This window comes from Parvibaculum sp., from assembly GCF_019635935.1.
Taxonomy (GTDB): Bacteria; Pseudomonadota; Alphaproteobacteria; order Parvibaculales; family Parvibaculaceae; genus Parvibaculum.
On sequence record NZ_JAHBYN010000001.1, the window covers coordinates 174,086 to 197,486 of the forward strand.

Genomic DNA, 23,401 nt, shown 5'->3' on the forward strand with positions numbered 1-23,401 from the left:
ATCTTGTCAGGCCGCTCCCTCTCAGGCGTTCAGGACTCTTTCGCGACACCCTCGACCAGCGGCACAAAGCGGACCGGCAGAAGCTCCTCGCGCTTCACACCTTCGCCCGTCCGCTCGATCCGTACAAGTTTCTGCTCGCCCCGGCCGCCGGAAGCCGCGACCGGCACGATCATCAGCCCGCCTTCCTTGAGCTGTTCGACCAGCTTTTGCGGCACGGCCGGCGCGGCGGCGGTCACGATGATTCGGTCGAACGGCGCCTGCTCGGGCCAGCCCTGCGCGCCGTCGCCGACCTTGGCCGTGATGTTGTTTATGTTGAGTTCCTCGAAACGCTTCAGCGCGTCTTTCAGCAGCGTGCGATAGCGCTCGATCGTGTAGACGCGGCGGCAGAGCCGCGCCAGTACGGCCGCCTGATAGCCCGACCCCGTGCCGACCTCGAGCACCTTCATCCGCTCGCCGACCTGAAGCTGCTCGGTCATGTAGGCAACGATGTAGGGTTGGCTGATCGTCTGCCCGCATTCGATGGGCAGCGCGTGATTTTCGTAAGCCTGCTTGCGAAACGTGCCGCTGATGAATTTTTCGCGCGGCACCCGCTCCAGCGCCGACAGCACGCGCTTGTCGCGGATGCCCTGGCGGCGCAGGCCCATGATCAACTCGATCTTGCCCTGCTCGATCTCGTCCATGGGCGTCTCGTCGCTCACCGGAACCTCACGCCTTCCGTCGCGGGCGCTTCACCGGCATCGTCCCGAGCGCGGCATTGAGTGCATTGGTCGTGCGCGCATGGGTGAGGTCCATATGCAGCGGCGTGATCGAAATGCGCCCCTCATAGATAGCGCGCAGGTCGGTGCCCTGCGGCGGATTGCTGAGAATGCGCTCGAAACCGAGCCAGTAGTAAGGATTGTTGCGCGCGTCGATCCGCTCTTCGACACGCACGAGCGACTGGTCGCGCTTGCCTTGCCGCGTCACTTCGATGCCCGTCACAGATTGCGGCACGACATCCGGGAAGTTGATGTTGATGAGCACATCGGCGGGCCAACCGGCGGCAACGAGTTTCTTGACGATGTCAGGCGCGAATTGCTCGGCCGTCGACCATTTGAGCTTCATATTGCCGCCAAAGCCGAATGCCTGGCTGAGCGCAATCGACGGAATGCCGAGCTGCGTTCCTTCCATCGCCGCCGCGATGGTGCCCGAATAGGTCACGTCGTCGGCGATGTTCTGGCCGCGATTGACGCCCGAGAGAATGAGGTCGGGCGCCTCGTCCTTCATGATGTGACGCACGGCCATCAGCACGCAGTCGGACGGCGTGCCCTTGATCGCATATTTCCGCGCGGTGAGTTTGCGGACGCGCAACGGATTTGCCAGCGACAGCGAATGCGCCGAACCGCTCTGCTCCTCTTCCGGTGCGACGGTCCAGACATCGCGCGTCAGCTTGTGCGCAATCTTCTCCAGCACCTTGAGCCCCGGCGCGTGAATGCCGTCATCATTGGTGACCAGAATGCGAAGGGCCTTGGACGCAGACTTACCCATGAGGTGCAATAACCTCCAACCCGCCCATATAGGGACGCAGCGCCTGCGGCACCTCGATCGAGCCGTCGGCCTGCTGGTAGTTTTCCATCACCGCCACCAGCGTTCGCCCGACCGCGAGGCCGGAGCCGTTCAGCGTGTGCACGAAGCGCGTGTTCTTTTCGCCTTTCGGCCGGTAGCGCGCATTCATCCGCCGCGCCTGGAAATCGCCGCAGACCGAGCAGGACGAAATCTCGCGATAGGCATTCTGCCCCGGTAGCCAGACTTCGATGTCGTAGGTTTTGCGTGCCGCAAAGCCCATGTCGCCGGTCGAAAGCACCATCACCCGGTAGTGCAGCCCGAGCCGCTTCAAAACTTCCTCGGCGCAGGCCAGCATCCGGTCATGCTCCTCGAGTGATTTTTCGGGCGTCGTGATCGAAACCAGCTCGACCTTCGAAAACTGATGCTGGCGGATCAAGCCCCGCGTATCGCGCCCTGCCGCCCCTGCCTCGGCGCGGAAACACGGCGTGTAGGCGGTGAAACGCTTCGGCAGTTCTTCTTCGGTGAGAATGCTTTCGCGCACCAGATTGGTCAGCGGCACTTCGGCGGTCGGGATCAGCCAGTATTTCTCCTGATCGTCCCGGCTCTGGCCCTTGAATGTCGCAAATTGATCGTCGGCAAACTTCGGCAGTTGCGCCGTGCCGAACATCGCCTCGTCGCGCACCATCAACGGCGGCGCGACCTCCTCGTAGCCGAATTCGCTGGTATGCAGATCGACCATGAAATTGCCGATGGCGCGTTCGAGCCGCGCGAGCGCGCCTTTCAGCACGGAGAAGCGCGCGCCGGAAAGCTTGGCCGCCGTCTCGAAATCCATCAGGCCCAGCGCCTCGCCGAGATCGAAATGCTCGCGCGGCGCGAAATTCATCGCGCGCGGGGCACCGTCGCGGTGATGTTCGACATTGGCGCTCTCGTCCGGGCCGACCGGCACCTCGTCGAGCGGAATGTTGGGGATCGACGCCAGCGCGGCTTCAAGCTCGGCATTGACCTGCCGTTCCTCTTCCTCGCCTTTCTGAAGGTCGCCCTTCAGCGCCGCGACCTCGTCCATCAGCTTCTTCGCGGTCGCTTCGTCCTTCTTCGCCTTGGCCTGGCCAATCTGCTTCGAAGCGTCGTTGCGGCGCTGCTGCATCTCCTGCAAACGTGTAACGACCTTCCGCCGCCGCTCGTCGATCTCGACAAGGCGCACGGCCTGCGGCTCGAGCCCGCGCTTCGCGAGCCCGGCATCGAAGGCTTGGGCGTCGTCGCGAATGGCTTTGATGTCGAACATGACACCCCAAAATGATGGGAAATACGGATACGAAGGCGCCGGCCGGAACCCGAATCACTTCCGGTCCGCCTGCCCGTTTCGGCGCCTTGTATAGGCGGAAAGGCCCTGACCGTCCAGACAGGGGTCAGGCTTCGGCGGCCTCATCCTCAGCCGCGGCCGCCTGCCGCTTTTCGGTCCAGGCGACGCCGAAGATCGACAGTTCGTAGAGCAACAGCGTCGGCACCCCGAGCGCGATCTGGCTAAAGAAATCCGGCGGTGTCAGGAAGGCCGCAACGGCGAAGACGGCGACGATGGCGTAGCGCCGACCTTTGCGAAGCTGGGCCGCATTGACCACGCCGATCCGCGCCAGCAGCATCAGGATCACGGGAAGCTGGAAGCACATGCCGAAGGCGAAGAGCAGCGTCATGATGAGGCTGAGATATTCGCTGACCCGCGGCATCAATTCGATGGCCGCCCGGCCCTCGCCGCCCTCTTGCTGCATGCCCATGAAGAACTGCAAGGCGAGCGGCATCACCCCGAAATAAACCAGCGCCGCACCGATCAGGAACAGGATCGGCGTCGCGATCAGGTATGGCAGGAAGGCGTGGCGCTCGTCCTTGTAGAGGCCGGGCGCCACGAACATGTAAATCTGCGAGGCGATGATGGGGAAGGCCAGAAACATCGCGCCGAAAAAGGCGAGCTTCAACTGCGTGATCAGGAATTCCTGCGGCGCCGTGAAGATGAAACGCGCTTCCGGCCCCGTGCCGACAGCCGTCTCATACGGCAGGATCAGAATATTGAAAATATCGTCGGCAAAGGCGAAACAGATGCCGAAAGCGATCACAATGGCGATCACCGAACGGATCAGCCGCGAACGCAGCTCGATCAGGTGGTCGATCAGCGGTGCCCGGGAGGCCTCGACATCGTCTTCCGGCTCCGGCATGGCCGCATTGGCGCTCATTTGTCGTCGCGCCCCGGATCGCTGACGCCGAACGCCTCGACGGCCTTGGCCTCGCGCAACGCCTCCTGCATCTCGGGCGAAATCTCGTCGGTCTCCGGCGGCTCGCCGGCGGCGATTTCAGCCGCCCGCGCTTCCGATGCGGCAGCCGCCGCCGCGGCGCCCGCGCCGCCCCCGCCGATCTTGACCGGCTTGTCGATTTCCTGCTGGAGCTTTTTCAGCGGCGCCGTCGCGGCATCGCGAAGGCCGGTGACTTCCTTGCGCAGCTCGTCAAGCTCGGTTTCGCGCGCCAGATCCTCGAAGGAACTCTGGAACTCGCGCGCCATCGACCTGACCTTGGTCACATAGCGGCCGATCGTACGCATCATCCGCGGAAGGTCCTTCGGACCGACGAAGATGATGGCGACCGCCGCAATGATGAGCAGCTCTGACCATCCGATATCGAACATATGACTTCTGAAATGCCTCGAGCCGGAGTGCGTTCAAACGAGCCCGTTAGCCGTTTGTGGCCTTGTTCTTGGCCTCGGCACTCTCTTCCCGGTTGACCGTTGCATCGATGGTCTTGGGTTCGGAACCGGCCGCATCGGCCTCTTCCTCATCCGAAAGCCCCCGCTTGAAGCTTTTGATACCCTTGGCGAAGTCGCCCATCATCTCGGAGATCTTGCCCCGGCCGAACAGCAGAAGGATCAGCACGACGACCAGCAGTATTTGTGTCCAACTCGGCATTTCTTTCTCCACCGGCGCGAAGATGCCCGCGCCCCTGTAACCGGCATTACCTTTGCCCAATATGGGCGTTTCGCCGCCGGATTGCGACATCATTCCGGATTTTCCGCGCCGCCTGCGCCGCGCGAATGTTCATGGTTAACAAACCACAACACCGGGATGATATTAAACGAAAATCGTCGCGGAATTCAGATATTGGACGAAGTTGGACCGGCTACTTGTCTTCCACCGCGTCCTGCGCGAGATGCTCGTCGAGCGCCGCGCCATATTCCTCCTCGTCGGCAAATTCGCCGTCGCCTTCGCCGCCGCTCTCGCTTGGATTGGGAACATCGAAGCCGGGCGGCAGCCGCCCGTCGAGAAGGCCCGCCGCCTTCAACTCGTCGATGCCCGGCAGATCGCCGACATTTTCGAGCCCGAAATGCACCAGGAAATCTTCGGTCGTCCCGTAGGTCACCGGCCGGCCCGGCGTCCGCTTGCGCCCGCGCAACCGCACCCATCCAGTCTCCATCAGCACATCGAGCGTCCCCTTGGAAACGCTGACGCCCCGGATTTCCTCGATTTCGGCGCGGGTGACGGGCTGGTGATAGGCGACGATGGCCAGCGTCTCCATCGCGGCGCGCGATAACCGGCGCTGCTCGACCGCCTCGCGCTCCATCAGGAAACCCAGATCGTCGGCGGTGCGGAACATCCACTTGTTGGCGACGCGGACCAGATTGACGCCCCGCCCCTCATAGGTCTGCTGCAGGTCCTCGATTGCCGCACCGACATCGGCGCCCTCAGGCAGCCGGCTGGCGATGCTGTCGATGTCGAGGGGTTCGGCGGCCGCGAAAAGCAACGCCTCGACCATGCGGATCAGCGCCGCATGTTCGGTCGCGTTGACCGGAAACCGGACGACGTTCTCGGGCGCATCGCCCGTGCCGCCTCCTTCGTCCTCGTCGATTTCCATCTCGATACCGCCCTCGGCTTCCGTATTCTGCACTGTCTCGTCCGTCATTCTTCGGTCTTCTCTGGGGTGGTCTGGTCTGGTTTGGCCTCGCGGCGGCGCAGGAACAGCGGCGCAAAGGCACCGGCCTGGCGCAGCTCCATATGCCCGTCCTTGGCAAGCTCCAGCGCCGCACTCAGCATGCTCGCCATCGCCGAACGCCGCATCGGCGCGCTCATCTCGTCGGCAGGCAGGAAATTGTCGATCCGGCCCCAGTCGAACATCATGCCCATCATCGCCTCGAAGCGCTTGCGCGCCGCCTCGATCGCCATGATCGGAAGCCGCTTGGGCTCCCACTTGGTTTCATGTCCCTTCAGGCGCTGCTCGGAATAGCTCTTCAGAAGCTCGTATAGCGTTCCCTGATAATTGCTTGTCTTGATGACGCGAATACCTTCCGGCGCACCGCGCTGGAAAACCTGCAGCCCCAACCGGCACTGACGCCCGAAAATCTGTTGCGCCGCGTTGCGCATCGCCTCCAGCCGCTGCAACTGGAACGCAAGCCGCGCCGCCATCTCGGCGCCGGACGGGCCCTCTTCCTCTTCGGGCGGCGGCAACAGCAACTTCGATTTCAGGTAAGCGAGCCACGACGCCATCACCAGATAATCGGCGGCAAGGTCGAGCTCCATGCGCCGCGCATGGGCGATGAAGTCGAGATATTGCTCGGCAAGTTTCAGGATCGAAATGCGGGTGAGGTCGACCTTCTGGTTGCGCGCCAGCGTCAGCAGGACGTCGAGCGGCCCCTCGAAACCGTCGAGATCGACGATCAGCATATCGCCGGGATCGGCGGCACTCCGCGGCGGCCCTTCCTCGAATCCGGAAACGGCATCGCCCGCCGCGGCGTCGCCTGCCGGTGCGCCGTCGTCAGCTTCGCCTTGTGTGGGCGCCTCGCTCATGGCTGCCTTGTGCATATGACCCGGATTCTTGTAGTCCCCAAGCATCCGCGATCCGATTCTGCCCATCGGCCGGGGACGATTGACCCTTATACCGCGCACCCTCTGGCGCGGGTACCCTGTTTATCGGTTTATCCCCAGCGATCTTACCCGTAATCCGCCAGAATTTCGGCAAGTCGCGCATGATTTTCCGCCGGGTCTAACGCCTTGGTACGCTGCAGCCGCATTGCCTCGGCCGATTCGGCGCGGGTCCTTGCTGTGCCCACCAGCAGTGGGGCCTCGCCAGCCACCGCCTCCATCTCGGCCATCCGGCCGTTGCAGTGCAGGACGACATCGCAGCCGGCGGCGAGGCTCGCCCGCGCCCGCGCACCCAGATCGCCCGCCAGCGCCTCCATCGAAAGATCGTCCGACATCAGCAAACCGTCGAACCCGATGTGGCCGCGCACGATCTCGCCAATCACTTTCTTCGAAGTGGTCGCCGGTGCGTCCGGATCGATGGCCGCATAGACGACATGCGCCGTCATCGCCAGCGGCAGATCGAGCAACGCTCGGAAGGGAGGAAAGTCCGTTTCCTCGAGTTCGCGCCGGGAGGCCGAAACAACGGGCAGGCTCTTGTGACTGTCGACACCGGCGCGGCCATGCCCCGGAATATGCTTCATCACCGGCAACACGCCGCCAGCCAGCAAGCCGTCCGCCGCCGCACGGCCGAGCGCCGCGACATCGTCCGGCGACTGAGCATAGGCGCGGTCGCCGATCACATCATGCGCGCCTGCCGCCGGCACATCGAGAACAGGCAGGCAATCGACCGTGATGCCGAGATCGCGAAGATCCTCGGCGATCAGCCGCGCGCCGAGCCGCACTGCTTTAATGCCGGTTTCGGGATCGGCGGAATGGACCGCACCATAGGCGCGCCCGGGCGGATAGCGATGCCAGTGCGGCGGACGCAGGCGCTGAACGCGGCCGCCTTCCTGATCGATCAGGATTTGCGCATCGTGACCGGCGGCCTTGCGAAGGCTCGCGATCAGTCGCCGCACCTGATCCGGCGTGTCGATGTTGCGCGCAAAGAGAATGAAGCCCCAGGGCTGCGCTGCACGAAAGAATGCGCGCTCGACCTCATCAAGTTCGAGCCCCGCACATCCATAGATCGCTGCGGAAACGCTCATCGCGGCCGGACGAAGCAGCCCTGCCCTTGCGCATCGAGCTGGCCGCAAAGCCTGTCGGCCGCATCCTTTTCGAGATAACCGCCGCGCAGCCGGTAATAGATGCCCTGCTCACCGAGATCGGCACGCTGGATGTCGATGACGAGCGGTCCGAGAAGATCGGGAAACTTTCCCCGGAGCTTCTCGAAAGCATCGCGCGCCGCCGCTTCGTCGCGGAAGGCCGCGAGTTGCACGACATGCGTGCCGGTGTTGTTCGCAACCGGCGGCGGCACTGCTTCCGCAGGCGCCTCGGGCGCCGACGGAACGACAGCCTCGGGCTCTGCCTGGGGCGCTGCCGGCACAATCGGTTCCAGCGGCGCGCTTTCGATCGCCTGCGCCAGCCGGTCCATCGCTTGCTGGTCGCGCGGCGAAATTTCGGACGGCCGGTCGATGGCAAGCGGTTCTTCGGCGGGCGGGAGCAACTGTTCGCCCTCGCCGCGCCCGGCCGTATCGCCGCCAATGCGATCGTAAATGCCGGCATCCTGATGCGGGAATTTCTTGCCGCCGGGATTGGCCGGGACTTCCTTGGTCGGTTCGCCATCGGCGCGCAGCAGCGGCGGTATGGCGCCGCCGGTGTCACCCTGCCGATAGGCCAGAAAAACGACACCGGCAAAAACCACCAGCAACGCCACGACGCTGAGAAGCATCAGCGGCCCGCGGCGGCGCCCTTCCTCTTCGTCATAAACTTCGTAGTCCTCGACGTCGGGATCGAAGTCGTATTCCGGATCCTCGTCCCAGTGGCCATCCCGGTTCGGCATCAGCGCATCTCCTCGGTCGGCTCCACCCCCAGAATCCCCAAACCGGCGGCAACGACATATGCGGCAGCGCGAATCAAAGCGAGTCTGGCAAGCGTAGCATCCCTGTCATCCTCGCGGATGAAGCGCAGCGACGCATCGTCCTTGCCCTTGTTCCACAACGCATGGAAGGCCGCCGCCAGGTCGTCGAGATAGAAGGCGATCCGGTGCGGTTCATGCGCAATGGCCGCCTGCTCGACCTGGCGCGGAAAGCCGGCCATCAGCCGAAGCAGCGCAAGTTCCGCCTCGTCGCCGAGACGCGACAGATCGGCGTTTGCCAAAGCGCCGTCGGAGAGATCGTAACCGGCCTCGGCCGCATTGCGCAAAACCGAATGGATGCGCGCATGGGCGTACTGCACATAAAACACCGGATTATCGCGCGACTGCTCCTTCACCTTGACGAAGTCGAAATCGAGCGGCGCATCGTTTTTCCGCGTCAGCATCATGAAGCGGACGGCATCCTTGCCGACTTCGTCCACGACTTCGCGCAGGGTCACGAAATCGCCGGCGCGTTTCGACATGCGCACCGGCTCGCCGTTGCGAAAGAGCCGCACCATCTGGCAGACCTTGACGTCGATCTCGGCGCCATTGTCGGTGATCGCCGCCACCGCCGCCTTGACGCGCTTGATGTAGCCCGAATGATCGGCGCCCCAGACATCGATCAGCGTCCGGTAACCGCGCCGGAATTTGTCGTGGTGATAGGCAATGTCCGGCGCGAAATAGGTCCAGCTTCCATCGGACTTCTTGAGCGCCCGGTCGGCGTCGTCGCCGAACTGCGTCGAACGGAAAAGCGTTTGCGGGCGCGGTTCCCAGTCTTCCGGCGTCTCGCCCTTCGGCGGCTCCAGCACGCCGACATAAATGAGGCCCTTGTCTTCCAGCAGCTTCACCGTTTCCTCGATCGCGCCCGACCGGTGCAGGGAAAGCTCGGAGAAGAAGACTTCATGCGTGATCCCGAGCACGGCGAGATCGCCGCGGATCAGCTCCATCATCGCCTCGACGGCGGCCTCGCGTGCAATCCGCAGCGCTTCCGTCTCGTCGTTCCCTTCGATCAGACCGCCGCCATGCGTTGCCGCAAGCGCCTGCCCCACCGGCTTCAGATAGTCGCCCGGATAAAGGCCTTCGGGGATCGCGCCAATCGCCTCGCCCCGCGCCTCGCGGTAGCGAAGCAGGACACTGCGCGCCAGCACTTCGATCTGCCCGCCCGCATCGTTGATGTAGTATTCGCGGCAGACGCGGTAGCCGACTTTTTCAAGCAGGTTTGCCAGCGCATCGCCGAAAACCGCGCCGCGCACATGGCCGACATGCATCGGGCCGGTCGGATTGGCCGAAACATATTCCACGTTGACCGCCTCGCCCGCGCCCAGCTCGCTCGTACCGTAGGCCGGCCCTGAACGCAGCATTTCGGGAATGCGCGCCAGCCAGAAACTGGCGTTGAGGCGCAGATTGATGAAGCCAGGTCCGGCAACGGAAACTTCCGTCACCGCTTCTTCCGCCGCGAGCTTCGCCGCCAGACGGTCGGCGAGATCGCGCGGCTTCATGTTCGCAGGCTTTGCCAGCACCATCGCCGCATTGGTCGAGAGGTCGCCATGCGAAGGATCGCGCGGCGGTTCGACGGCAACGCGCGAGGTGTCGAGCCCGGCCGGCAGTGCGCCTTCTTTTTCGAGGGCCTTCAGGGCAGCCTCGACGCGATCCTCGAAATAGCGAAAAATGTTCATCTCTGCCGTCACTTATGGGGCTGCCGGGCGCGCACTCTAGCCGCGCCGAAGACCCGTTTCCAGCCCCGATCAGGCCCTTGAATCGTGGAGATCGAAGAGCCGCCTGTGCTCCTCGATCGCAAAGCGGTCGGTCATGCCGGCGATAAAATCGCAAACCCGCCGCGAAGTCCTGAGCCCACCCGCCCCATCGCAGCCCTCCTGCCATTCCGGCGGCAGGAGGTCGGGCTCCCGATGCAGCAACTCGAAAAGGTCGGTGACGATCCGTTGCGCCTTGCTCATCGAACGGTTGACCCGGTAGTGGCGGTACATGCGCTGCATCAGAAAGGATTTCAGTGCCGCATTGTGCTCGCGCATCGTCGCGCTGAAACCGACCAGCGGCCGGTCCATCGCGCGGACATCGGCGGCGGAAGCCGGTCGTGCGTCGGCGAGCCTGCGCAGCGTCTCGGCCAGCAAATCGTCGACCATCGCGCCGATCAGCCGCCGCACCGCTTCGTGTATCACGCGTGTGGTTTCGAGCCCCGGAAACTCGTCGAGGACCGCGCGGAAGGCGTCGCCGACCAACGGCAGCGCCATCAGATCCTCGATCTCGAAAAGGCCGGCGCGCAGGCCGTCGTCGATGTCGTGATTGTTGTAGGCAATGTCGTCGGCCAGCGCCGCCACCTGCGCCTCCGGTCCCGCATAGGTCGTCAGTTCGAGATCCTGCGTCTCGGCATATTCGGCCAAGGCGCGCGGCAAGGCATCGACGCCGCGTTTCGGCGTCAGCACGGGCCCGTTGTGCTTGACCAGACCTTCGAGCGTTTCCCATGTGAGGTTGAGGCCGTCGAAACGCGCATAGCGGCGTTCGAGCTTGGTGACGATGCGCAGCGTCTGGGCGTTGTGATCGAAGCCGCCAAAGCCGTCCATGCAGCGATCGAGCGCTGTTTCGCCGGCATGACCGAACGGCGTGTGACCGAGATCGTGCGCCAGCGCCAGCGTTTCGGCGAGGTCTTCGTCGAGACCGAGCACACGGGCGATGGACCGCGCGACCTGCGCCACTTCCAGCGAATGCGAAAGCCGCGTCCGATAGTTGTCGCCCTCGTGATAGACGAAGACCTGCGTCTTGTACTTGAGACGGCGGAAGGCGCCGGAATGAATGATCCGGTCGCGGTCGCGCTGGAACGGCGTCCGCGTGGCGCTCTCGGCTTCCGCAAAGAGCCGCCCGCGCGTTTCCTCGGCACGAGTGGCATAGGGCGCGGTGGCGGCGGGATTGGCTATCGGCAAGTAAAACCTCAACTTTTCGGCCCCAGGCCCCGGGTTTGCGATTTGAAAACCGGGTGGCGGACGCCTACATATCTGCTAAGCCAATTCTGGTATTGTTCAAAGCCGAAAGCACTGTTTCCGGCCCGAACGCACGAAAGACCGCATGACCGAGACCGCCGAACTTGCCCCACCGATCACACTGACGGCGCGCGCCGCCCGCCAGATCGCCAAAATCATCGATGGCGAAGGCGAAGGCGCCATGCTGCGCGTGGCCGTGCAAGGCGGTGGCTGCTCGGGCTTTCAATACGGCTTCACGCTCGACGACAGCAAGCAGGACGACGATCTGGTGCTTGAAAGGGACGGCGTTACCGTGCTGATCGACGCGGTGTCGGTCAATTATCTGGCGGGCTCCGAGATCGACTACACGGACGATCTGATCGGTTCGGCTTTCAAGATCAACAATCCTAACGCAACGTCATCCTGCGGTTGCGGCACTTCCTTCTCAGTCTAGCGGGCGGATATACTCAAATTATTGTGCCGAAATGGCACAATGACGGTTTTACCATAGAGAAAACGCCGGTAGTCTCTAGCCACTTGAGTGATTCTGTGTGGAGGAGGTGCAAGCGTAACCCGATGAACAGTCGCGTACTGACCGAAGCCGGTCAAAAGCTGGGGAACTACTGGAAAGCGATCCGAACCGGCAACGAAGTCCCGACCCGCGCCGCCTTCAAGCTCACCTCCGAAATCGCACCGCTGATGCCGCATATGGTGATCGCCGAACTCGCGGACGGCGATCTCGTTTTCCGCTACGCCGGCACGGGCCTCGTCGAACGGCAAGGGATGAACATAACGGGCAAGCGCTATGGCGACTTCGCCGAACCGATGCAGGTGGCGCGCGCCGCCGCACGGGTTAAGGCCTTCCACGCGACACCCTGCGGCTTCGTTTCCGTACATCGCGAGGAATACCAGCGCGGTTTCGCGGCGGAGGTGGAGGTGACCGGTTTTCCCCTGCGCACCGACGACGGCGAAGGCCGGTTGATCGTGATGGTGGTGACACCGCTCGGCACGGTACCCTATACCAGGACCGGCGGGCGGCCGATCTTCATGGCGCCGGCGACCCACTTCGAATTCATCGAGGTCGGACAGGGATTGCCGGACGGCGAGGCAATCGTTCAGTGGGCAGAGGGAACCGCGATGACCGAAGGAAGGCGGGGCGACAGATGAAGATCGCGACCTTCAACGTCAATTCGATCAAGGCGCGCATTGCGAACCTGACAGTATGGCTGAAAGAAGCCGAGCCCGACATCGTGTGCCTGCAGGAGTTGAAATGCCTCGACGACGCCTTCCCGCGCGGCGAGATCGAGGAACTGGGCTACAACGTCGCGGTACACGGACAAAAAACCTATAACGGCGTCGCGATTATCTCCAAGCTGCCGCTTGAGGACGTAACCCGCGGCCTGCCCGGCGGAAATGGCGACGAGCAGTCGCGCTACATCGAGGCGGTGGTATCGACCGCGGACGGCGCGTTGCGTGTCGCCTCGATCTATCTGCCGAACGGCAATCCGGTCGACAGCGAAAAATTCGAATACAAGCTGCACTGGATGGACCGGCTGATCGACCACGCGCACCGCCTGCTGGCCTTCGAAGAGCCGCTGGTGCTCGCCGGCGACTACAATGTGATACCGACCGCCGACGACGTTCACGACCCGCAAGCATGGGCGGAAGATGCGCTGTTCCGCCCGGAAACGCGGACGAAGTTCCGTGAGCTGATCAATCTCGGTTTCACCGACGCCTTCCGCGCCTGCCACACCGAAGCCCATCGTTACACCTTCTGGGACTATCAGGCCGGCGCCTGGGCGAAGGACAACGGCATCCGCATCGACCACCTGTTGCTGTCGCCGCAGGCCGCCGACCGCCTGAAAGCCTGCGACATCGACCGCAATGTGAGGGGCCGCGAAAAGCCTTCCGACCATGTGCCGGTGTGGGTGGAACTCGACCTCTGAGGGGCCCGAAAGGGCCGGCTGTCACCGTTCTGTCAAAAAACTGTCACGAGCCGTTCGGCCCGTTCGCCCGCGGACCGCGCACTGTGCAGGATTGAGCGGCCGAGACGACTTATCCCCGGCCTTGACCTTCCCATCATGGGAAGCCCTATCTGTATCCGAGCAGAGGAGCTTTCCATGAGCGGATGCGAACACCACGACCATGCCCATCATTGTCACGGGACCGGAACGAAACCCGCACCCGTGGACGTGCCGGCAGGCGCACAATGGACCTGTCCGATGCATGCGGAGGTCATCCGCGATGTAGCCGGCTCCTGCCCGATCTGCGGCATGGCACTGGAGCCGATAATGCCGGCGGCCGGAGATGCTCCGAACCCGGAATATGCCGATATGAAGCGGCGCTTCTGGATCGGTGCGGCCCTCGCCCTGCCCGTCTTCGTGCTCGAAATGGGCGCGCATCTGACCGGCCTGTCGCATGTCGTCGCGCAGCAGACCAACAATCTGATGCAGATGGCGCTTGCGACGCCGGTGGTGCTGTGGGCGGGCTGGCCCTTCTTCGAGCGCGGCTGGCAATCGCTCGTCACGCGCAATCTCAACATGTTCACGCTGATCGCCATGGGCACCGGCACCGCCTGGGCCTACAGCATGGTCGCGACGCTGGCGCCCGATATTTTCCCGGACGCCTTCCGTGACGGGCATGGGACGGTCGCGGTCTATTTCGAGGCGGCGGCGGTCATCACCGTGCTGGTGCTGCTCGGACAGGTGCTCGAACTCAGGGCCCGCGAAACGACCGGCGACGCGATCAAGGCGCTGCTTGGCCTCGAAGCCAAAACGGCGCGGCGAGTCGACGCGGATGGCAGAGACGAGGACGTCGCCATCGAAGACATAGCCGTCGGCGACGTGCTGCGCGTACGCCCCGGCGAGAAGGTGCCGGTGGACGGCGCGCTTCTCGACGGCGGCGGCGCGATCGACGAGGCGATGATTACCGGCGAGGCGATGCCGGTGACGAAGCGGGCCGGCGACAGGCTGATCGCCGGCACGGTCAACCAGACCGGCAGCTTCACGATGAAGGCCGAAAAGATCGGCCGCGACACGATGCTGGCGCAGATCGTCGGCCTGGTCGCCGCCGCGCAACGCTCCCGCGCGCCGATACAAAGGCTGGCGGACCGGGTGTCCGGCTGGTTCGTGCCGGCGGTGATCGCGGTCGCGGTGCTGGCCTTCGCGGTCTGGTCGGTCTTCGGACCCGAACCGCGCCTTGCCTTCGCATTGGTCGCGGCCGTCGCGGTGCTGATTATCGCCTGCCCTTGCGCGCTCGGCCTTGCGACACCGATGTCGATCATGGTCGGCGTCGGCCGCGGCGCGGGCCTCGGCGTGCTGGTGCGCGACGCCGCGACGCTCGAACGCATGGAGCGCATCGACACGCTGGTGGTCGACAAGACCGGCACGCTGACCGAGGGCCGCCCCCGCGTGGTCGAGATCGTCGCGGCGGCCGGCGCCGACGAGAATGAAATGCTGCGCCTGACGGCCAGCCTTGAACGGGCGAGCGAACACCCGCTGGGCGCGGCAATCGTCAAGACGGCCGAAGAACGCGGGCTTCGACTGGTGGAAGTCGTCGATTTCAGTTCGCCCGCCGGGCGCGGCGCGCGCGGCAAGGTCGATGGCCATGCCGTCATCGCCGGCAACGCAAAATATCTGACCGAATGCGACGTCGATACGGACGCCTTGAGGGAGACCGCCGAACGGCTGCGCCGCGACGGCGCAACGGCGATCTTCGCCGCGATCGACGGCAAGGCGGCGGGCGTCATCGCGATTGCCGACCCCGTGAAGGAAACGACGCCGGCGGCGCTCGACGCGCTGAAGGCCGACGGCATCCGCATCGTCATGCTGACCGGCGACAACATCACGACTGCCGAGGCCGTGGCGCGGCGGCTCGGCATTCTCGATGTGGAGGCCGAAGTGCTGCCGGAACGCAAGGCCGAGATCGTGAGCGAATTGAAGGCGCAGGGCCGCGTGGTGGCTATGGCCGGCGACGGCGTCAACGATGCCCCGGCACTCGCCGCCGCCGATGTCGGCATCGCCATGGGAACCGGCACCGACGTGGCGATGGAAAGCGCCGGCATCACGCTGCTCGGTGGCGATCTCGGCGGCATCGTCAAGGCGCGGGCATTGAGCCGGGCGACGATGCGCAACATCCGGCAGAACCTCTTTTTCGCCTTCGTCTACAATGCGGCGGGCGTTCCGGTGGCGGCCGGATTGCTCTATCCTTTCTTCGGCATCCTGCTGTCGCCGGTAATCGCGGCGGCTGCGATGTCGCTGAGCTCGGTCAGCGTGATCGGCAACGCGCTGCGGCTGCGGCAGGCGAAGCTCGGGTGAGCCAACGAACGGAACGAACCCATGAACATCGGCGAAGCGGCGAAGGCCTCGGGCGTCTCGGCCAAGATGATCCGCTATTATGAGAGCGTCGGCCTGATCGACCCGGCGGCGCGCAGCGAGAGCGGCTATCGCGTCTACAGCGAAAACGACCTGCATGTGCTGCGCTTCGTCAAGCGCGCGCGGACGATGGGTTTCTCGATGGAGCGCATCGAAACGCTGCTCGGCCTCTGGCGCGACGATGACCGCAACAGCGCCGAGGTGAAGAAGCTGGCGCTCGGCCATGTCGTCGAACTGGAAAGACAGATCGCCGAAATGCAAGCCGTCGCCGCCACGCTGCGCAAGCTCGCCGCGACCTGCCACGGCGACAACCGGCCCGATTGTCCGATCCTCGACGATCTTTCGGCGGAACACGATGCGCCGGCGCGGGCGCCGAAGCGGAGGCGCCCATGACGAACCGATCCAACAGCGTCAGACATCGACGCCGACCTCCGGCACTGCGCGAACGCGGAAAAAGCATTCGAAAAAGATATCCCCAATTGTCAGCGCAACGCTCAATCCCCATTTAGGGATCATATCGGGGAACCATACCGGCAGCGCAAATTTCCGACATACGGCACCATCGCCCGAGTTCGGCCCGATGACAGCCCCACTGTCACCATAAAGCGCGGCGACTTTCCCTCCTGCCTGTCCTTTTCCGGAGCCCATATGCCCGTCCGATGGATACTCGCGATCCTTGCCGCTCTCCTCATGCTGCCGACGCTGGCGGGCGCGCAATCGTCCAACTTCGAGGAACGTCCTGACCTTGGACGGTTCTTCGATGCAGCCGGCATCACCGGCACTTTCGCGATGCATGACGTGCAGGGCAATACGCTCACGCTCGTTCATCCGGCGCGCGCGCTGCGCCGCGACGTGCCGGCCTCGACCTTCAAGATCGCCAACAGCCTGATCGCGCTCGAAACCGGCGCGGTGGCGGATGTCGACGAGGTGCTGCCCTATGGCGGCAAGCCGCAACCCTTTCCGCAATGGGAACGCGACATGAGCATGCGCGAGGCGATCCGCGCCTCGAACGTGCCGGTCTATCAGGAGGTCGCGCGGCGCATCGGCCTCGAACGCATGCGCGGCATGCTGGAACGGCTCGGCTATGGTAATGCCGACCCCGGCGATGTTGTCGATCGCTTCTGGCTCGACGGGCCGCTCGAAATCAGCGCGGTGGAGCAAGCCCGCTTCGTTGCCGCGCTGGCGACAAACGCCTTGCCGCTGACGGACCGCAGTCAGACACAGGTGCGGGAAATCCTGCTGATGGAAGAGATCGACGGCGCGAAACTCTACGGCAAGACCGGCTGGGCCTTTTACGAGGACAAGACCGATCTCGGCTGGTTCGTCGGCTGGGTGGAACGCGACGGCAGGATTTTCGCCTTCGCGCTCAACATGGATATGACGGAGATCGAGCAGGCGGGCTTGCGCATCGCGCTTGCGAAGCGGTTTCTGGGAGAGTTGGGCGCGTTGTAAAGACGGGCTCTACACCGAAGAGAAGTTACCCCCCGAACCCCTCACCCATCGGCATCACGCGGATGCCCTTGCGCAGGCGCTTGTAGGGCAGCTTCGAGAGGTCGGCGATATTGGGGCCGGGGCTTTCGACGACCAGCACTTCGCGCGCCATCGGCCCGAAATCGGCGCGGAAATGGACCGAGCTCTTGACCGCGAGAATGGCGAGATTGGCCGGTTCGATGCCGGTGTGGCGCAGCATCTCGCGATCCGCACACTGAGCTTTGCGCGAGGCGACGACAACTTCGACGCCGCGGATGCGCAAGCGCACCGTGACCCCGAGCGACATGCGCGAGCCGCCATAAAAGGGGCCGGTCGCCAGAAACTCGCCATCGGTGACGCGCACCACTTCGAACTCAGCCTCGATGGGTTTCTCGTCCGGCGCGCCGCCGGTCTTCGCGCCGAGCGCGAGGCGCACCTGCGCGCCCTCGCCCGCCTGCGCCGCCGTGCCGGCACTTTCGGGATCGTAGAGGACGCCGAGCGCGGCGCGCGGCGCGCCTTGCGCGATCAGCTCGGTGAGAATGCCGATCGTGTCGCCATTGCCGCCAGCGCCCGGATTGTCCTGCGTGTCGGCCAGCACGATGGGGCCGTGGCCGCCATCGGCATTGGCGATCGCATAGGCAACCGCCTCGCGCGCGCTCCAGAGCTTTTCGCGGAAGCGCGGTTCGGCGGCGGCAATTTCGGCGGCGAGCGCGTCGGCGGCAGCCTCGGCGGCGGCTTCCGTGTCGGCATAGGCGATGACGGTGGGCCCGCAATCGGCGATATCGACGGGCGGGAAGCCGGTGGTGAAAGAGACGGAGCCGACGCGGCCATTGCCGAGCATCTGTCCTTCGAGTTTCGCCAGATGCGCGTAGAGATGTTGCGCGGGCTCGATCAGCGTGCATTGCGCGGTCAGCGGGATCAGATAGTCGAGCTTGCGCATCGCCTTCGCCTGGCGCGGCAGACCTGCGAAGATGCTGTCGAGATGCGCGGCGGCGCGGGCGCCGGTCTCGGCCATGTCGACATGCGGATAGGTGCGGTAGCCGATCAGCGCATCGGCTTGCGCCACCATTCGCGGCGTCACATTGGCGTGCAGGTCGAGACTGGCGACGAGCGGCACATCAGGTCCGATGGCGGCGCGGACGCGCGCAAGGAGCTCGCCCTCGCCGTCGTCGAGATGCTCGGTCACCATCGCGCCGTGAAGATCGAGATAGACGGCATCGAACGGCGCCGATCCTTCAAGCGCGTCGAGCATCATCGCGGCGATGCGCTCGAAGGCGTCCTCGGTCACATGCGCCGACGGCGTCGCCGAACACCAGACGAGCGGCATGAGCGTGTGGCCGGCTTTCGTTGCCGCATCGATGAAGCCCGCAACGGGCACATTCATACCGGTGAAGGCGGTGAGGAGGCCCGCCCCGCTTTGCAGCGCCGGCCAGGAATCGGCCTGCGCGAAAGCGGCATAGTCGGCCTTCGACGGCGCGAAGGTGTTGGTCTCGTGCTGGAAGCCGCCGACCGCGATGCGCATGATTTGTATGGTTCCTCTGCTTCGCCCGGTTTTAGTTGATTTTCCGCCCGGTATCCAACGCCTCGCCTATACTTGCATCAAATCAAACCGCCGAGGAACACGTCGATGATCAAGCTCACCTTCTGCCTGACCCGGCTGCCGAACCTGACGCTGGCCGAATTCCAGGACTACTGGTGGAACAAGCATGCGCCGCTGGTGAAGAGCCACCGGGAGGCCCTGCGTATCAAGCGCTATGTGCAGATGCATTCCGCCGATCCAGCTTTCGCCGATGCACTCCGCGAAACGCGCGCCGGCGGGCTCGACAGGGCGCCGGCGATCTATGACGGCGTGGCGCAGCTCTGGTGGGAAAGCATAGAGGATATCGCGGCCGCCACGGCAACACCCGAGGGCATGGAAGCCGGACGTCAGCTTCTGGAAGACGAAGCCAAGTTCATCGATTTTGTAAAATCGCCACTCTGGTTCGGCGAGGAGAAGGTGGTGTTCTAGCTACCGCTATTCGCCGCCGTCCATGCATCGGCCATTTCGAGAGCCCGCTCGCGCTCGCCGGTTTTCATGCGGTTTTCGTATTTCTCGAAGAGTTCATCGACGGCGCGGCGTTCTTCCGGCGTGCCGAAGCGGTTGGCCAGCATCAGATAGGACCAGCCCTCGACGCGGTCGGCGGCGACGCCCTCGCCTTCGAAATGGATGCGGCCGAGCTCGGCCAGCGCCGGCGCATAGCGCTTCTTCGACGACAGGATCAGCCAGCGCAGGCCTTCCGTGCGGTCGAGCGGCACGCCGAGACCGGCGCGGTGCATCATGCCGATGTGATATTGCGCATCGGCGCGCGGCGCGAGCGCGGCCATCTCGAATGATTTCATCGCTTCGAGATAGTTGCGCTTGAGGCCGATTGCCTCGTTGCCTTCGAGATAGATCAGGCCAAGCCGCACCGCCGCTTCCGGCTGTCCGCCGCGCGCGGCCTGGAGGTAATACTCATAGGCCTTGCCGGGATGGCGCACGACGCCGCCGACGCCCTTGTCGTAGAGATTGCCGAGCACCCATGCGGCGCCTGTATGTCCGCCCTCGGCCGCCGACGCCCATTCGGCGAGAGCGGCATCGACATCGCCCGCGCGATGCGCCGCAACGCCGCGATCGAAGGCGGCCTGCGCCTCCGGCAGCGGATCGGCCAGCACGCCGCCGGTCAGCGTGAAGGTCAGGCCGAGCATGGCAGCAAGCGAGGCGAGGCTTTTGCGGACGGTCATGGATACTCCCGGGCGGACAAGGGACTTCGGGACCATTCTGGCAGAACAGTCCCGAAACCCAAGCCTAAAGCCGGAATATGGTGAAGCTGTGACCTCAGATATCGGCGTAGACGTGCTTTTCGGCTGCGCCGCCCGGATGCGTGACGGCGCCCTTGCGGGCGGTGCCGACAAGCTGGGCGTATTTCCACAACGCGCCCGAGGCATAGATCGTCTCGCGCGGCTTCCAGGCCTTGCGGCGCTTTTCGAGAACCGCCGGGTCGACGTCGAGGTCGATGGTGCCCTTTTCGGCGTCGATCGAAATGATGTCGCCATCCTCGATCAGCGCGATCGGGCCGCCGACAGCCGCTTCCGGCCCGACATGGCCGATGCAGAAACCGCGCGTGCCGCCGGAGAAGCGGCCGTCGGTGATCAGCGCCACCTTGTCGCCCATGCCCTGGCCGTAAAGCGCCGCAGTGGTGGACAGCATTTCGCGCATGCCGGGACCGCCCTTCGGGCCCTCGTAACGGATGACCAGAACCTCGCCTTCCTTGTACTGACGATTTCCGACCGCCTCGAAGCATTCTTCCTCGCTGTCGAAGCAGCGCGCCGGGCCGGAGAACTTCAGATGGTCCTTCTCCATGCCGGCGACCTTGACGATGGCGCCGTCCGGCGCAAGCGAGCCTTGCAGCCCGACGACGCCGCCGGTCGGCGACAAGGGATTGGACAGCGGATAGACGACCTTCTGGTCCGGGTTGAACTTCACGTCCTTCAGATTGTCGGCAAGCGACTGGCCGGTGACGGTCAGGCAATCGCCATGCAGGTAACCGCCGTCGAGCAGCACCTTGAGGACCATCGAAACGCCGCCCGCCTCGTGAAGATCCTTGGCGACGTAGTTGCCGCCGGGCTTGAGGTCGGTGATGTAGGGCGTCTTCTTGAAGATTTCGGCGACTTCCATCAGGTCGAAATCGATGCCGGCTTCATGCGCGATGGCCGGTAGATGCAACCCGCCATTGGTCGAGCCGCCGGTCGCGGCGACGATGACGGCGGCGTTTTCGAGCGACTTGCGGGTGACGATATCGCGCGGGCGGATGTTGTTGGCGAGGAGATGCATGACCGCACGGCCGGAGGCTTCCGCATATTCGTCGCGGCTCTCGTAGGGCGCCGGCGCACCGCCGGAACCCGGCAGCGCAAGGCCCATCGCCTCGGCGACGCAGGCCATCGTGTTAGCCGTGAACTGACCGCCGCAGGAACCGGCGGAGGGACAGGCGACGCATTCGAGCTCGTGCAGGTCTTCGTTCGCGAGATTGCCGGCCGAATGCTGGCCGACCGCCTCGAAAACGTCGACGACGGTGACGTCGCGCCCATGGAACCTGCCCGGCAGGATCGAGCCGCCATACATGAAGACGGAGGGCACGTTGAGACGGACCATCGACATCATCATGCCGGGCAGCGACTTGTCGCAGCCGGCAAGACCGACCAGCGCATCGTAGCAATGGCCGCGCATCGTGAGCTCGACCGAATCCGCGATGACGTCGCGGCTCGCGAGCGACGACTTCATGCCCTGATGGCCCATCGCGATGCCGTCGGTCACCGTGATGGTGCAGAACTCGCGCGGCGTGCCGGCCGACATCGTGACGCCGCGCTTGACCGACTGCGCCTGGCGCATCAGCGAGATGTTGCAGGGCGCGGACTCGTTCCAGCAGGTCGCCACGCCGACGAAGGGCTGGTTGATCTCGTCTTCCGTCAGCCCCATCGCGTAGTAGTAGGAACGGTGCGGCGCGCGCTCCGGCCCGACTGTGACGTGGCGGCTCGGCAGCTTCGATTTGTCGAATTTACTGGCGGTCATGTGATCGCGCCCGGTTGAAGGGGCGCCTCCGGCTTCTCGGGGATGAAAGTCGGGCGGATACTAGGGGGAAGGCAGCGAAGGATAAAGCCCTGAAATCCGCCGGTTGACCAACGGCTGACGGCGGGGGAACATCGTCTTAACCGGAACCCCAAAACCACAAAACCCCAATATCCGGGCACAGGGAGAAAACGCATGAAGGCCGCAGTTCTGCGCGAGGTCGGCAAGCCGCTCGCCATCGAGGACGTGAAAATCAACAAGCCGGGCCCGCATGAGGTGCTGATCCGCACCGCCGCCGCCGGCGTCTGCCATTCGGACCTTCATTTCGTGGAAGGCTCCTACCCCTACCCGCTCCCGGCGGTGCTCGGCCATGAGAGCGCCGGCATCGTGGAGCAGGTCGGCTCCGAAGTGCGCACCGTCGCGCCGGGCGACCATGTGATTACCTGCCTCTCGGCCTTTTGCGGCCATTGCGAGCACTGCCTGACCGGCCATATGTCGCGCTGCGTCAGCCCCGAGACGAAACGCGGCGGCGACGAGGAACCGCGCCTCGGCGCGGCGCCGGGGGCGATGAACCAGTTCCTCAATCTCTCGTCCTTCGCCGAGCAGATGCTGATTCACGAACATGCCTGCGTCAAAATCCGCAAGGACATGCCGCTCGACCTCGCGGCGCTGATCGGCTGTTCGGTGACGACGGGCGTCGGCGCGGTGATCCACACCTCGCAGGTGCGGCCCGGCGAAACCGTCGCCGTGATCGGCTGTGGCGGCGTCGGCCTCGCCTGCATCAACGGCGCGGCGATTGCCGGCGCAGGACGCATCATCGCCATCGACACGCAAGGCTCGAAGCTGAACCTCGCCAAGCAGTTCGGCGCGACGGATGTCGTCAACGCCAAGGACGGCGACCCGGTGAAGCAGGTGATGGACCTCACCAATGGCGGCGTGCACCACTCCTTCGAGGCCATCGGCCTGAAAGCGACCGCCGAGCAATCGTTCAAGATGCTGGCGCGTGGCGGCACGGCCAACATCATCGGCATGATCCCGGTCGGCGTGAACATCGAATTGCACGGCGCCGAATTCCTCGGCGAGAAGCGCATCCAGGGCTCGGTGATGGGCTCGAACCGCTTCCCGGTCGACATGCCGCGCTTCGTCGATTTCTATATGCAGGGCAAACTGAAGCTCGACGAAATGATCTCGCGCCGAATCAAACTCGAACAGGTCAATGAGGCCTTCGACGAATTGAAGCGCGGCGAACTCGCCCGCTCGGTGATCGTGTTCGACACCTGAGCCCGGCGGCACGAAAACGAAAAGGCGGCTCGAAAGGGCCAGCCCCTAAGCTAAATGTTGATTCGACGGAGCGCCGACAGTAACCTGTCGGCGTTTCCTGTTTTGAATCGGGGGCTTAGTGTCCGAGGGCGAGTCGATACCGGCGGCAAATGCCCCGAAGAAATCTTCGAGAGCGCAAACGCGCCGCCTCCCTCGCAATGTAGGGGTGTTTTCGGTCAATTTCTGCCGCAACGCGCAATGCCGGCTGTTCGGCATTCCGCCGGACCCGTATCGGCGCACCGGCCAAAGCCCGTCTCCCGGAAATCAGCCTCACGGGAAGATTACAGGCGCGGGCG

The 23,401-nt window shown here is 64.3% G+C and carries 24 protein-coding genes; 8 read left to right on the forward strand and 16 right to left on the reverse strand.

Annotated elements, in window-relative coordinates:
- Positions 1-29 precede the first annotated feature (29 nt).
- The 12 genes from KF719_RS00910 to KF719_RS00965 form a co-directional block, all read right to left on the reverse strand.
- Positions 30-680, reverse strand: coding sequence for a protein-L-isoaspartate(D-aspartate) O-methyltransferase (locus KF719_RS00910; protein ID WP_293510539.1), 651 nt, complete (start codon positions 678-680; stop codon positions 30-32).
- A 25-nt stretch (positions 681-705) separates the two neighbouring features.
- Complete coding sequence (surE, locus tag KF719_RS00915) at positions 706-1,524, reverse strand: 5'/3'-nucleotidase SurE (protein ID WP_293506311.1); 819 nt, start codon at positions 1,522-1,524, stop codon at positions 706-708.
- Positions 1,517-2,824, reverse strand: a complete 1,308-nt coding sequence (gene serS / locus KF719_RS00920; RefSeq protein ID WP_293506313.1) for a serine--tRNA ligase — start codon at positions 2,822-2,824, stop codon at positions 1,517-1,519. Before serS ends, surE begins: the two co-directional genes overlap by 8 nt.
- A gap of 124 nt (positions 2,825-2,948) precedes the next feature.
- Positions 2,949-3,764, reverse strand: coding sequence for a twin-arginine translocase subunit TatC (gene tatC / locus KF719_RS00925; protein WP_293506315.1), 816 nt, complete (start codon positions 3,762-3,764; stop codon positions 2,949-2,951).
- Complete coding sequence (gene tatB / locus KF719_RS00930; RefSeq protein ID WP_293506316.1) at positions 3,761-4,210, reverse strand: Sec-independent protein translocase protein TatB; 450 nt, start codon at positions 4,208-4,210, stop codon at positions 3,761-3,763. The genes tatC and tatB overlap by 4 nt, the downstream gene beginning before the upstream one ends.
- A 46-nt stretch (positions 4,211-4,256) precedes the next feature.
- Positions 4,257-4,487, reverse strand: a complete 231-nt coding sequence (gene tatA, locus KF719_RS00935; protein ID WP_293510540.1) for a twin-arginine translocase TatA/TatE family subunit — start codon at positions 4,485-4,487, stop codon at positions 4,257-4,259.
- 211 nt (positions 4,488-4,698) lie between these two features.
- Complete coding sequence (gene scpB, locus KF719_RS00940; protein ID WP_293510541.1) at positions 4,699-5,331, reverse strand: SMC-Scp complex subunit ScpB; 633 nt, start codon at positions 5,329-5,331, stop codon at positions 4,699-4,701.
- Between the two features lie 143 nt (positions 5,332-5,474).
- Complete coding sequence (locus tag KF719_RS00945; RefSeq protein ID WP_293506318.1) at positions 5,475-6,359, reverse strand: ScpA family protein; 885 nt, start codon at positions 6,357-6,359, stop codon at positions 5,475-5,477.
- Between the two features lie 143 nt (positions 6,360-6,502).
- Positions 6,503-7,519 (reverse strand): beta-N-acetylhexosaminidase, encoded by a 1,017-nt coding sequence (nagZ, locus tag KF719_RS00950; RefSeq protein ID WP_293506320.1) that lies wholly within the window; start codon positions 7,517-7,519, stop codon positions 6,503-6,505.
- Positions 7,516-8,313, reverse strand: coding sequence for an SPOR domain-containing protein (locus tag KF719_RS00955; protein ID WP_293506322.1), 798 nt, complete (start codon positions 8,311-8,313; stop codon positions 7,516-7,518). The genes nagZ and KF719_RS00955 overlap by 4 nt, the downstream gene beginning before the upstream one ends.
- A complete protein-coding gene (gene argS / locus KF719_RS00960) occupies positions 8,313-10,064 on the reverse strand; it encodes an arginine--tRNA ligase (protein ID WP_293506324.1) in 1,752 nt (583 codons plus the stop codon). The genes KF719_RS00955 and argS overlap by 1 nt, the downstream gene beginning before the upstream one ends.
- A gap of 69 nt (positions 10,065-10,133) precedes the next feature.
- Entirely contained in the window at positions 10,134-11,324 is a 1,191-nt protein-coding gene (locus KF719_RS00965; RefSeq protein WP_293506326.1) for a deoxyguanosinetriphosphate triphosphohydrolase, read from the reverse strand.
- A gap of 142 nt (positions 11,325-11,466) precedes the next feature.
- Between KF719_RS00965 and erpA the strand changes: the two genes are divergently transcribed.
- From erpA to cueR, 5 genes are all read left to right on the forward strand, one after another.
- On the forward strand, positions 11,467-11,814 hold the full coding sequence (gene erpA / locus KF719_RS00970) for an iron-sulfur cluster insertion protein ErpA (RefSeq protein ID WP_293506328.1): 348 nt from the start codon (positions 11,467-11,469) through the stop codon (positions 11,812-11,814).
- A 122-nt stretch (positions 11,815-11,936) separates the two neighbouring features.
- Positions 11,937-12,527 (forward strand): PAS domain-containing protein, encoded by a 591-nt coding sequence (locus KF719_RS00975; RefSeq protein WP_293506330.1) that lies wholly within the window; start codon positions 11,937-11,939, stop codon positions 12,525-12,527.
- Positions 12,524-13,306, forward strand: coding sequence for an exodeoxyribonuclease III (gene xth, locus KF719_RS00980; RefSeq protein WP_293506331.1), 783 nt, complete (start codon positions 12,524-12,526; stop codon positions 13,304-13,306). Before KF719_RS00975 ends, xth begins: the two co-directional genes overlap by 4 nt.
- A gap of 174 nt (positions 13,307-13,480) precedes the next feature.
- Positions 13,481-15,676 carry a copper-translocating P-type ATPase gene (locus KF719_RS00985; RefSeq protein ID WP_293506332.1) on the forward strand — a complete coding sequence of 732 codons (2,196 nt, stop codon included), beginning with the start codon at positions 13,481-13,483 and terminating at the stop codon, positions 15,674-15,676.
- Positions 15,677-15,697: 21 nt separating this feature from the next.
- Positions 15,698-16,126 (forward strand): Cu(I)-responsive transcriptional regulator, encoded by a 429-nt coding sequence (gene cueR / locus KF719_RS00990; protein WP_293506333.1) that lies wholly within the window; start codon positions 15,698-15,700, stop codon positions 16,124-16,126.
- Positions 16,127-16,144: 18 nt separating this feature from the next.
- On the opposite strand, the gene KF719_RS00995 is transcribed toward cueR, so the two are convergent.
- Complete coding sequence (locus tag KF719_RS00995) at positions 16,145-16,381, reverse strand: hypothetical protein (protein ID WP_293506335.1); 237 nt, start codon at positions 16,379-16,381, stop codon at positions 16,145-16,147.
- On the opposite strand from KF719_RS00995, the gene blaOXA reads away from it, so the two are divergent.
- Entirely contained in the window at positions 16,382-17,185 is an 804-nt protein-coding gene (gene blaOXA, locus KF719_RS01000; protein ID WP_293506337.1) for a class D beta-lactamase, read from the forward strand.
- A 25-nt stretch (positions 17,186-17,210) separates the two neighbouring features.
- Here blaOXA and KF719_RS01005 read toward each other — a convergent pair whose 3' ends face one another.
- Positions 17,211-18,728: a M81 family metallopeptidase gene (locus KF719_RS01005; protein ID WP_293510542.1), complete on the reverse strand. Its 1,518-nt coding sequence runs from the start codon at positions 18,726-18,728 to the stop codon at positions 17,211-17,213.
- A gap of 102 nt (positions 18,729-18,830) precedes the next feature.
- Here KF719_RS01005 and KF719_RS01010 point away from each other — a divergent pair, with 102 nt between their 5' ends.
- Positions 18,831-19,211: an EthD domain-containing protein gene (locus KF719_RS01010; protein ID WP_293506339.1), complete on the forward strand. Its 381-nt coding sequence runs from the start codon at positions 18,831-18,833 to the stop codon at positions 19,209-19,211.
- Here KF719_RS01010 and KF719_RS01015 read toward each other — a convergent pair.
- Together KF719_RS01015 and ilvD are read right to left on the reverse strand one after the other, a co-directional pair.
- Positions 19,208-19,963, reverse strand: a complete 756-nt coding sequence (locus tag KF719_RS01015; protein WP_293506341.1) for a tetratricopeptide repeat protein — start codon at positions 19,961-19,963, stop codon at positions 19,208-19,210. The genes KF719_RS01010 and KF719_RS01015 overlap by 4 nt on opposite strands.
- A gap of 94 nt (positions 19,964-20,057) precedes the next feature.
- The gene (ilvD, locus tag KF719_RS01020; protein ID WP_293506343.1) at positions 20,058-21,788 is read right to left on the reverse strand and encodes a dihydroxy-acid dehydratase; all 1,731 of its coding nucleotides are present in this window, start codon (positions 21,786-21,788) and stop codon (positions 20,058-20,060) included.
- Between the two features lie 192 nt (positions 21,789-21,980).
- Between ilvD and KF719_RS01025 the strand changes: the two genes are divergently transcribed.
- Entirely contained in the window at positions 21,981-23,066 is a 1,086-nt protein-coding gene (locus tag KF719_RS01025) for a Zn-dependent alcohol dehydrogenase (protein WP_293506345.1), read from the forward strand.
- Positions 23,067-23,401: the final 335 nt, after the last annotated feature.

Coding starts and splice junctions, on each gene's coding strand:
- tatB (WP_293506316.1), bottom strand. CDS start 4,210: ATGTTCGATATCGGATGGTCAGAGCTGCTCATCATTGCGGCGGTCGCC.
- blaOXA (WP_293506337.1), top strand. CDS start 16,382: ATGCCCGTCCGATGGATACTCGCGATCCTTGCCGCTCTCCTCATGCTG.
- KF719_RS00945 (WP_293506318.1), bottom strand. CDS start 6,359: ATGAGCGAGGCGCCCACACAAGGCGAAGCTGACGACGGCGCACCGGCA.
- nagZ (WP_293506320.1), bottom strand. CDS start 7,519: ATGAGCGTTTCCGCAGCGATCTATGGATGTGCGGGGCTCGAACTTGAT.
- scpB (WP_293510541.1), bottom strand. CDS start 5,331: ATGGTCGAGGCGTTGCTTTTCGCGGCCGCCGAACCCCTCGACATCGAC.
- KF719_RS00955 (WP_293506322.1), bottom strand. CDS start 8,313: ATGCCGAACCGGGATGGCCACTGGGACGAGGATCCGGAATACGACTTC.
- cueR (WP_293506333.1), top strand. CDS start 15,698: ATGAACATCGGCGAAGCGGCGAAGGCCTCGGGCGTCTCGGCCAAGATG.
- tatA (WP_293510540.1), bottom strand. CDS start 4,487: ATGCCGAGTTGGACACAAATACTGCTGGTCGTCGTGCTGATCCTTCTG.
- erpA (WP_293506328.1), top strand. CDS start 11,467: ATGACCGAGACCGCCGAACTTGCCCCACCGATCACACTGACGGCGCGC.
- surE (WP_293506311.1), bottom strand. CDS start 1,524: ATGGGTAAGTCTGCGTCCAAGGCCCTTCGCATTCTGGTCACCAATGAT.
- KF719_RS01010 (WP_293506339.1), top strand. CDS start 18,831: ATGATCAAGCTCACCTTCTGCCTGACCCGGCTGCCGAACCTGACGCTG.
- ilvD (WP_293506343.1), bottom strand. CDS start 21,788: ATGACCGCCAGTAAATTCGACAAATCGAAGCTGCCGAGCCGCCACGTC.
- KF719_RS01015 (WP_293506341.1), bottom strand. CDS start 19,963: ATGACCGTCCGCAAAAGCCTCGCCTCGCTTGCTGCCATGCTCGGCCTG.
- serS (WP_293506313.1), bottom strand. CDS start 2,824: ATGTTCGACATCAAAGCCATTCGCGACGACGCCCAAGCCTTCGATGCC.
- KF719_RS00975 (WP_293506330.1), top strand. CDS start 11,937: ATGAACAGTCGCGTACTGACCGAAGCCGGTCAAAAGCTGGGGAACTAC.
- xth (WP_293506331.1), top strand. CDS start 12,524: ATGAAGATCGCGACCTTCAACGTCAATTCGATCAAGGCGCGCATTGCG.
- KF719_RS00995 (WP_293506335.1), bottom strand. CDS start 16,381: ATGGGCTCCGGAAAAGGACAGGCAGGAGGGAAAGTCGCCGCGCTTTAT.
- KF719_RS00985 (WP_293506332.1), top strand. CDS start 13,481: ATGAGCGGATGCGAACACCACGACCATGCCCATCATTGTCACGGGACC.
- argS (WP_293506324.1), bottom strand. CDS start 10,064: ATGAACATTTTTCGCTATTTCGAGGATCGCGTCGAGGCTGCCCTGAAG.
- KF719_RS01025 (WP_293506345.1), top strand. CDS start 21,981: ATGAAGGCCGCAGTTCTGCGCGAGGTCGGCAAGCCGCTCGCCATCGAG.
- tatC (WP_293506315.1), bottom strand. CDS start 3,764: ATGAGCGCCAATGCGGCCATGCCGGAGCCGGAAGACGATGTCGAGGCC.
- KF719_RS00910 (WP_293510539.1), bottom strand. CDS start 680: ATGGACGAGATCGAGCAGGGCAAGATCGAGTTGATCATGGGCCTGCGC.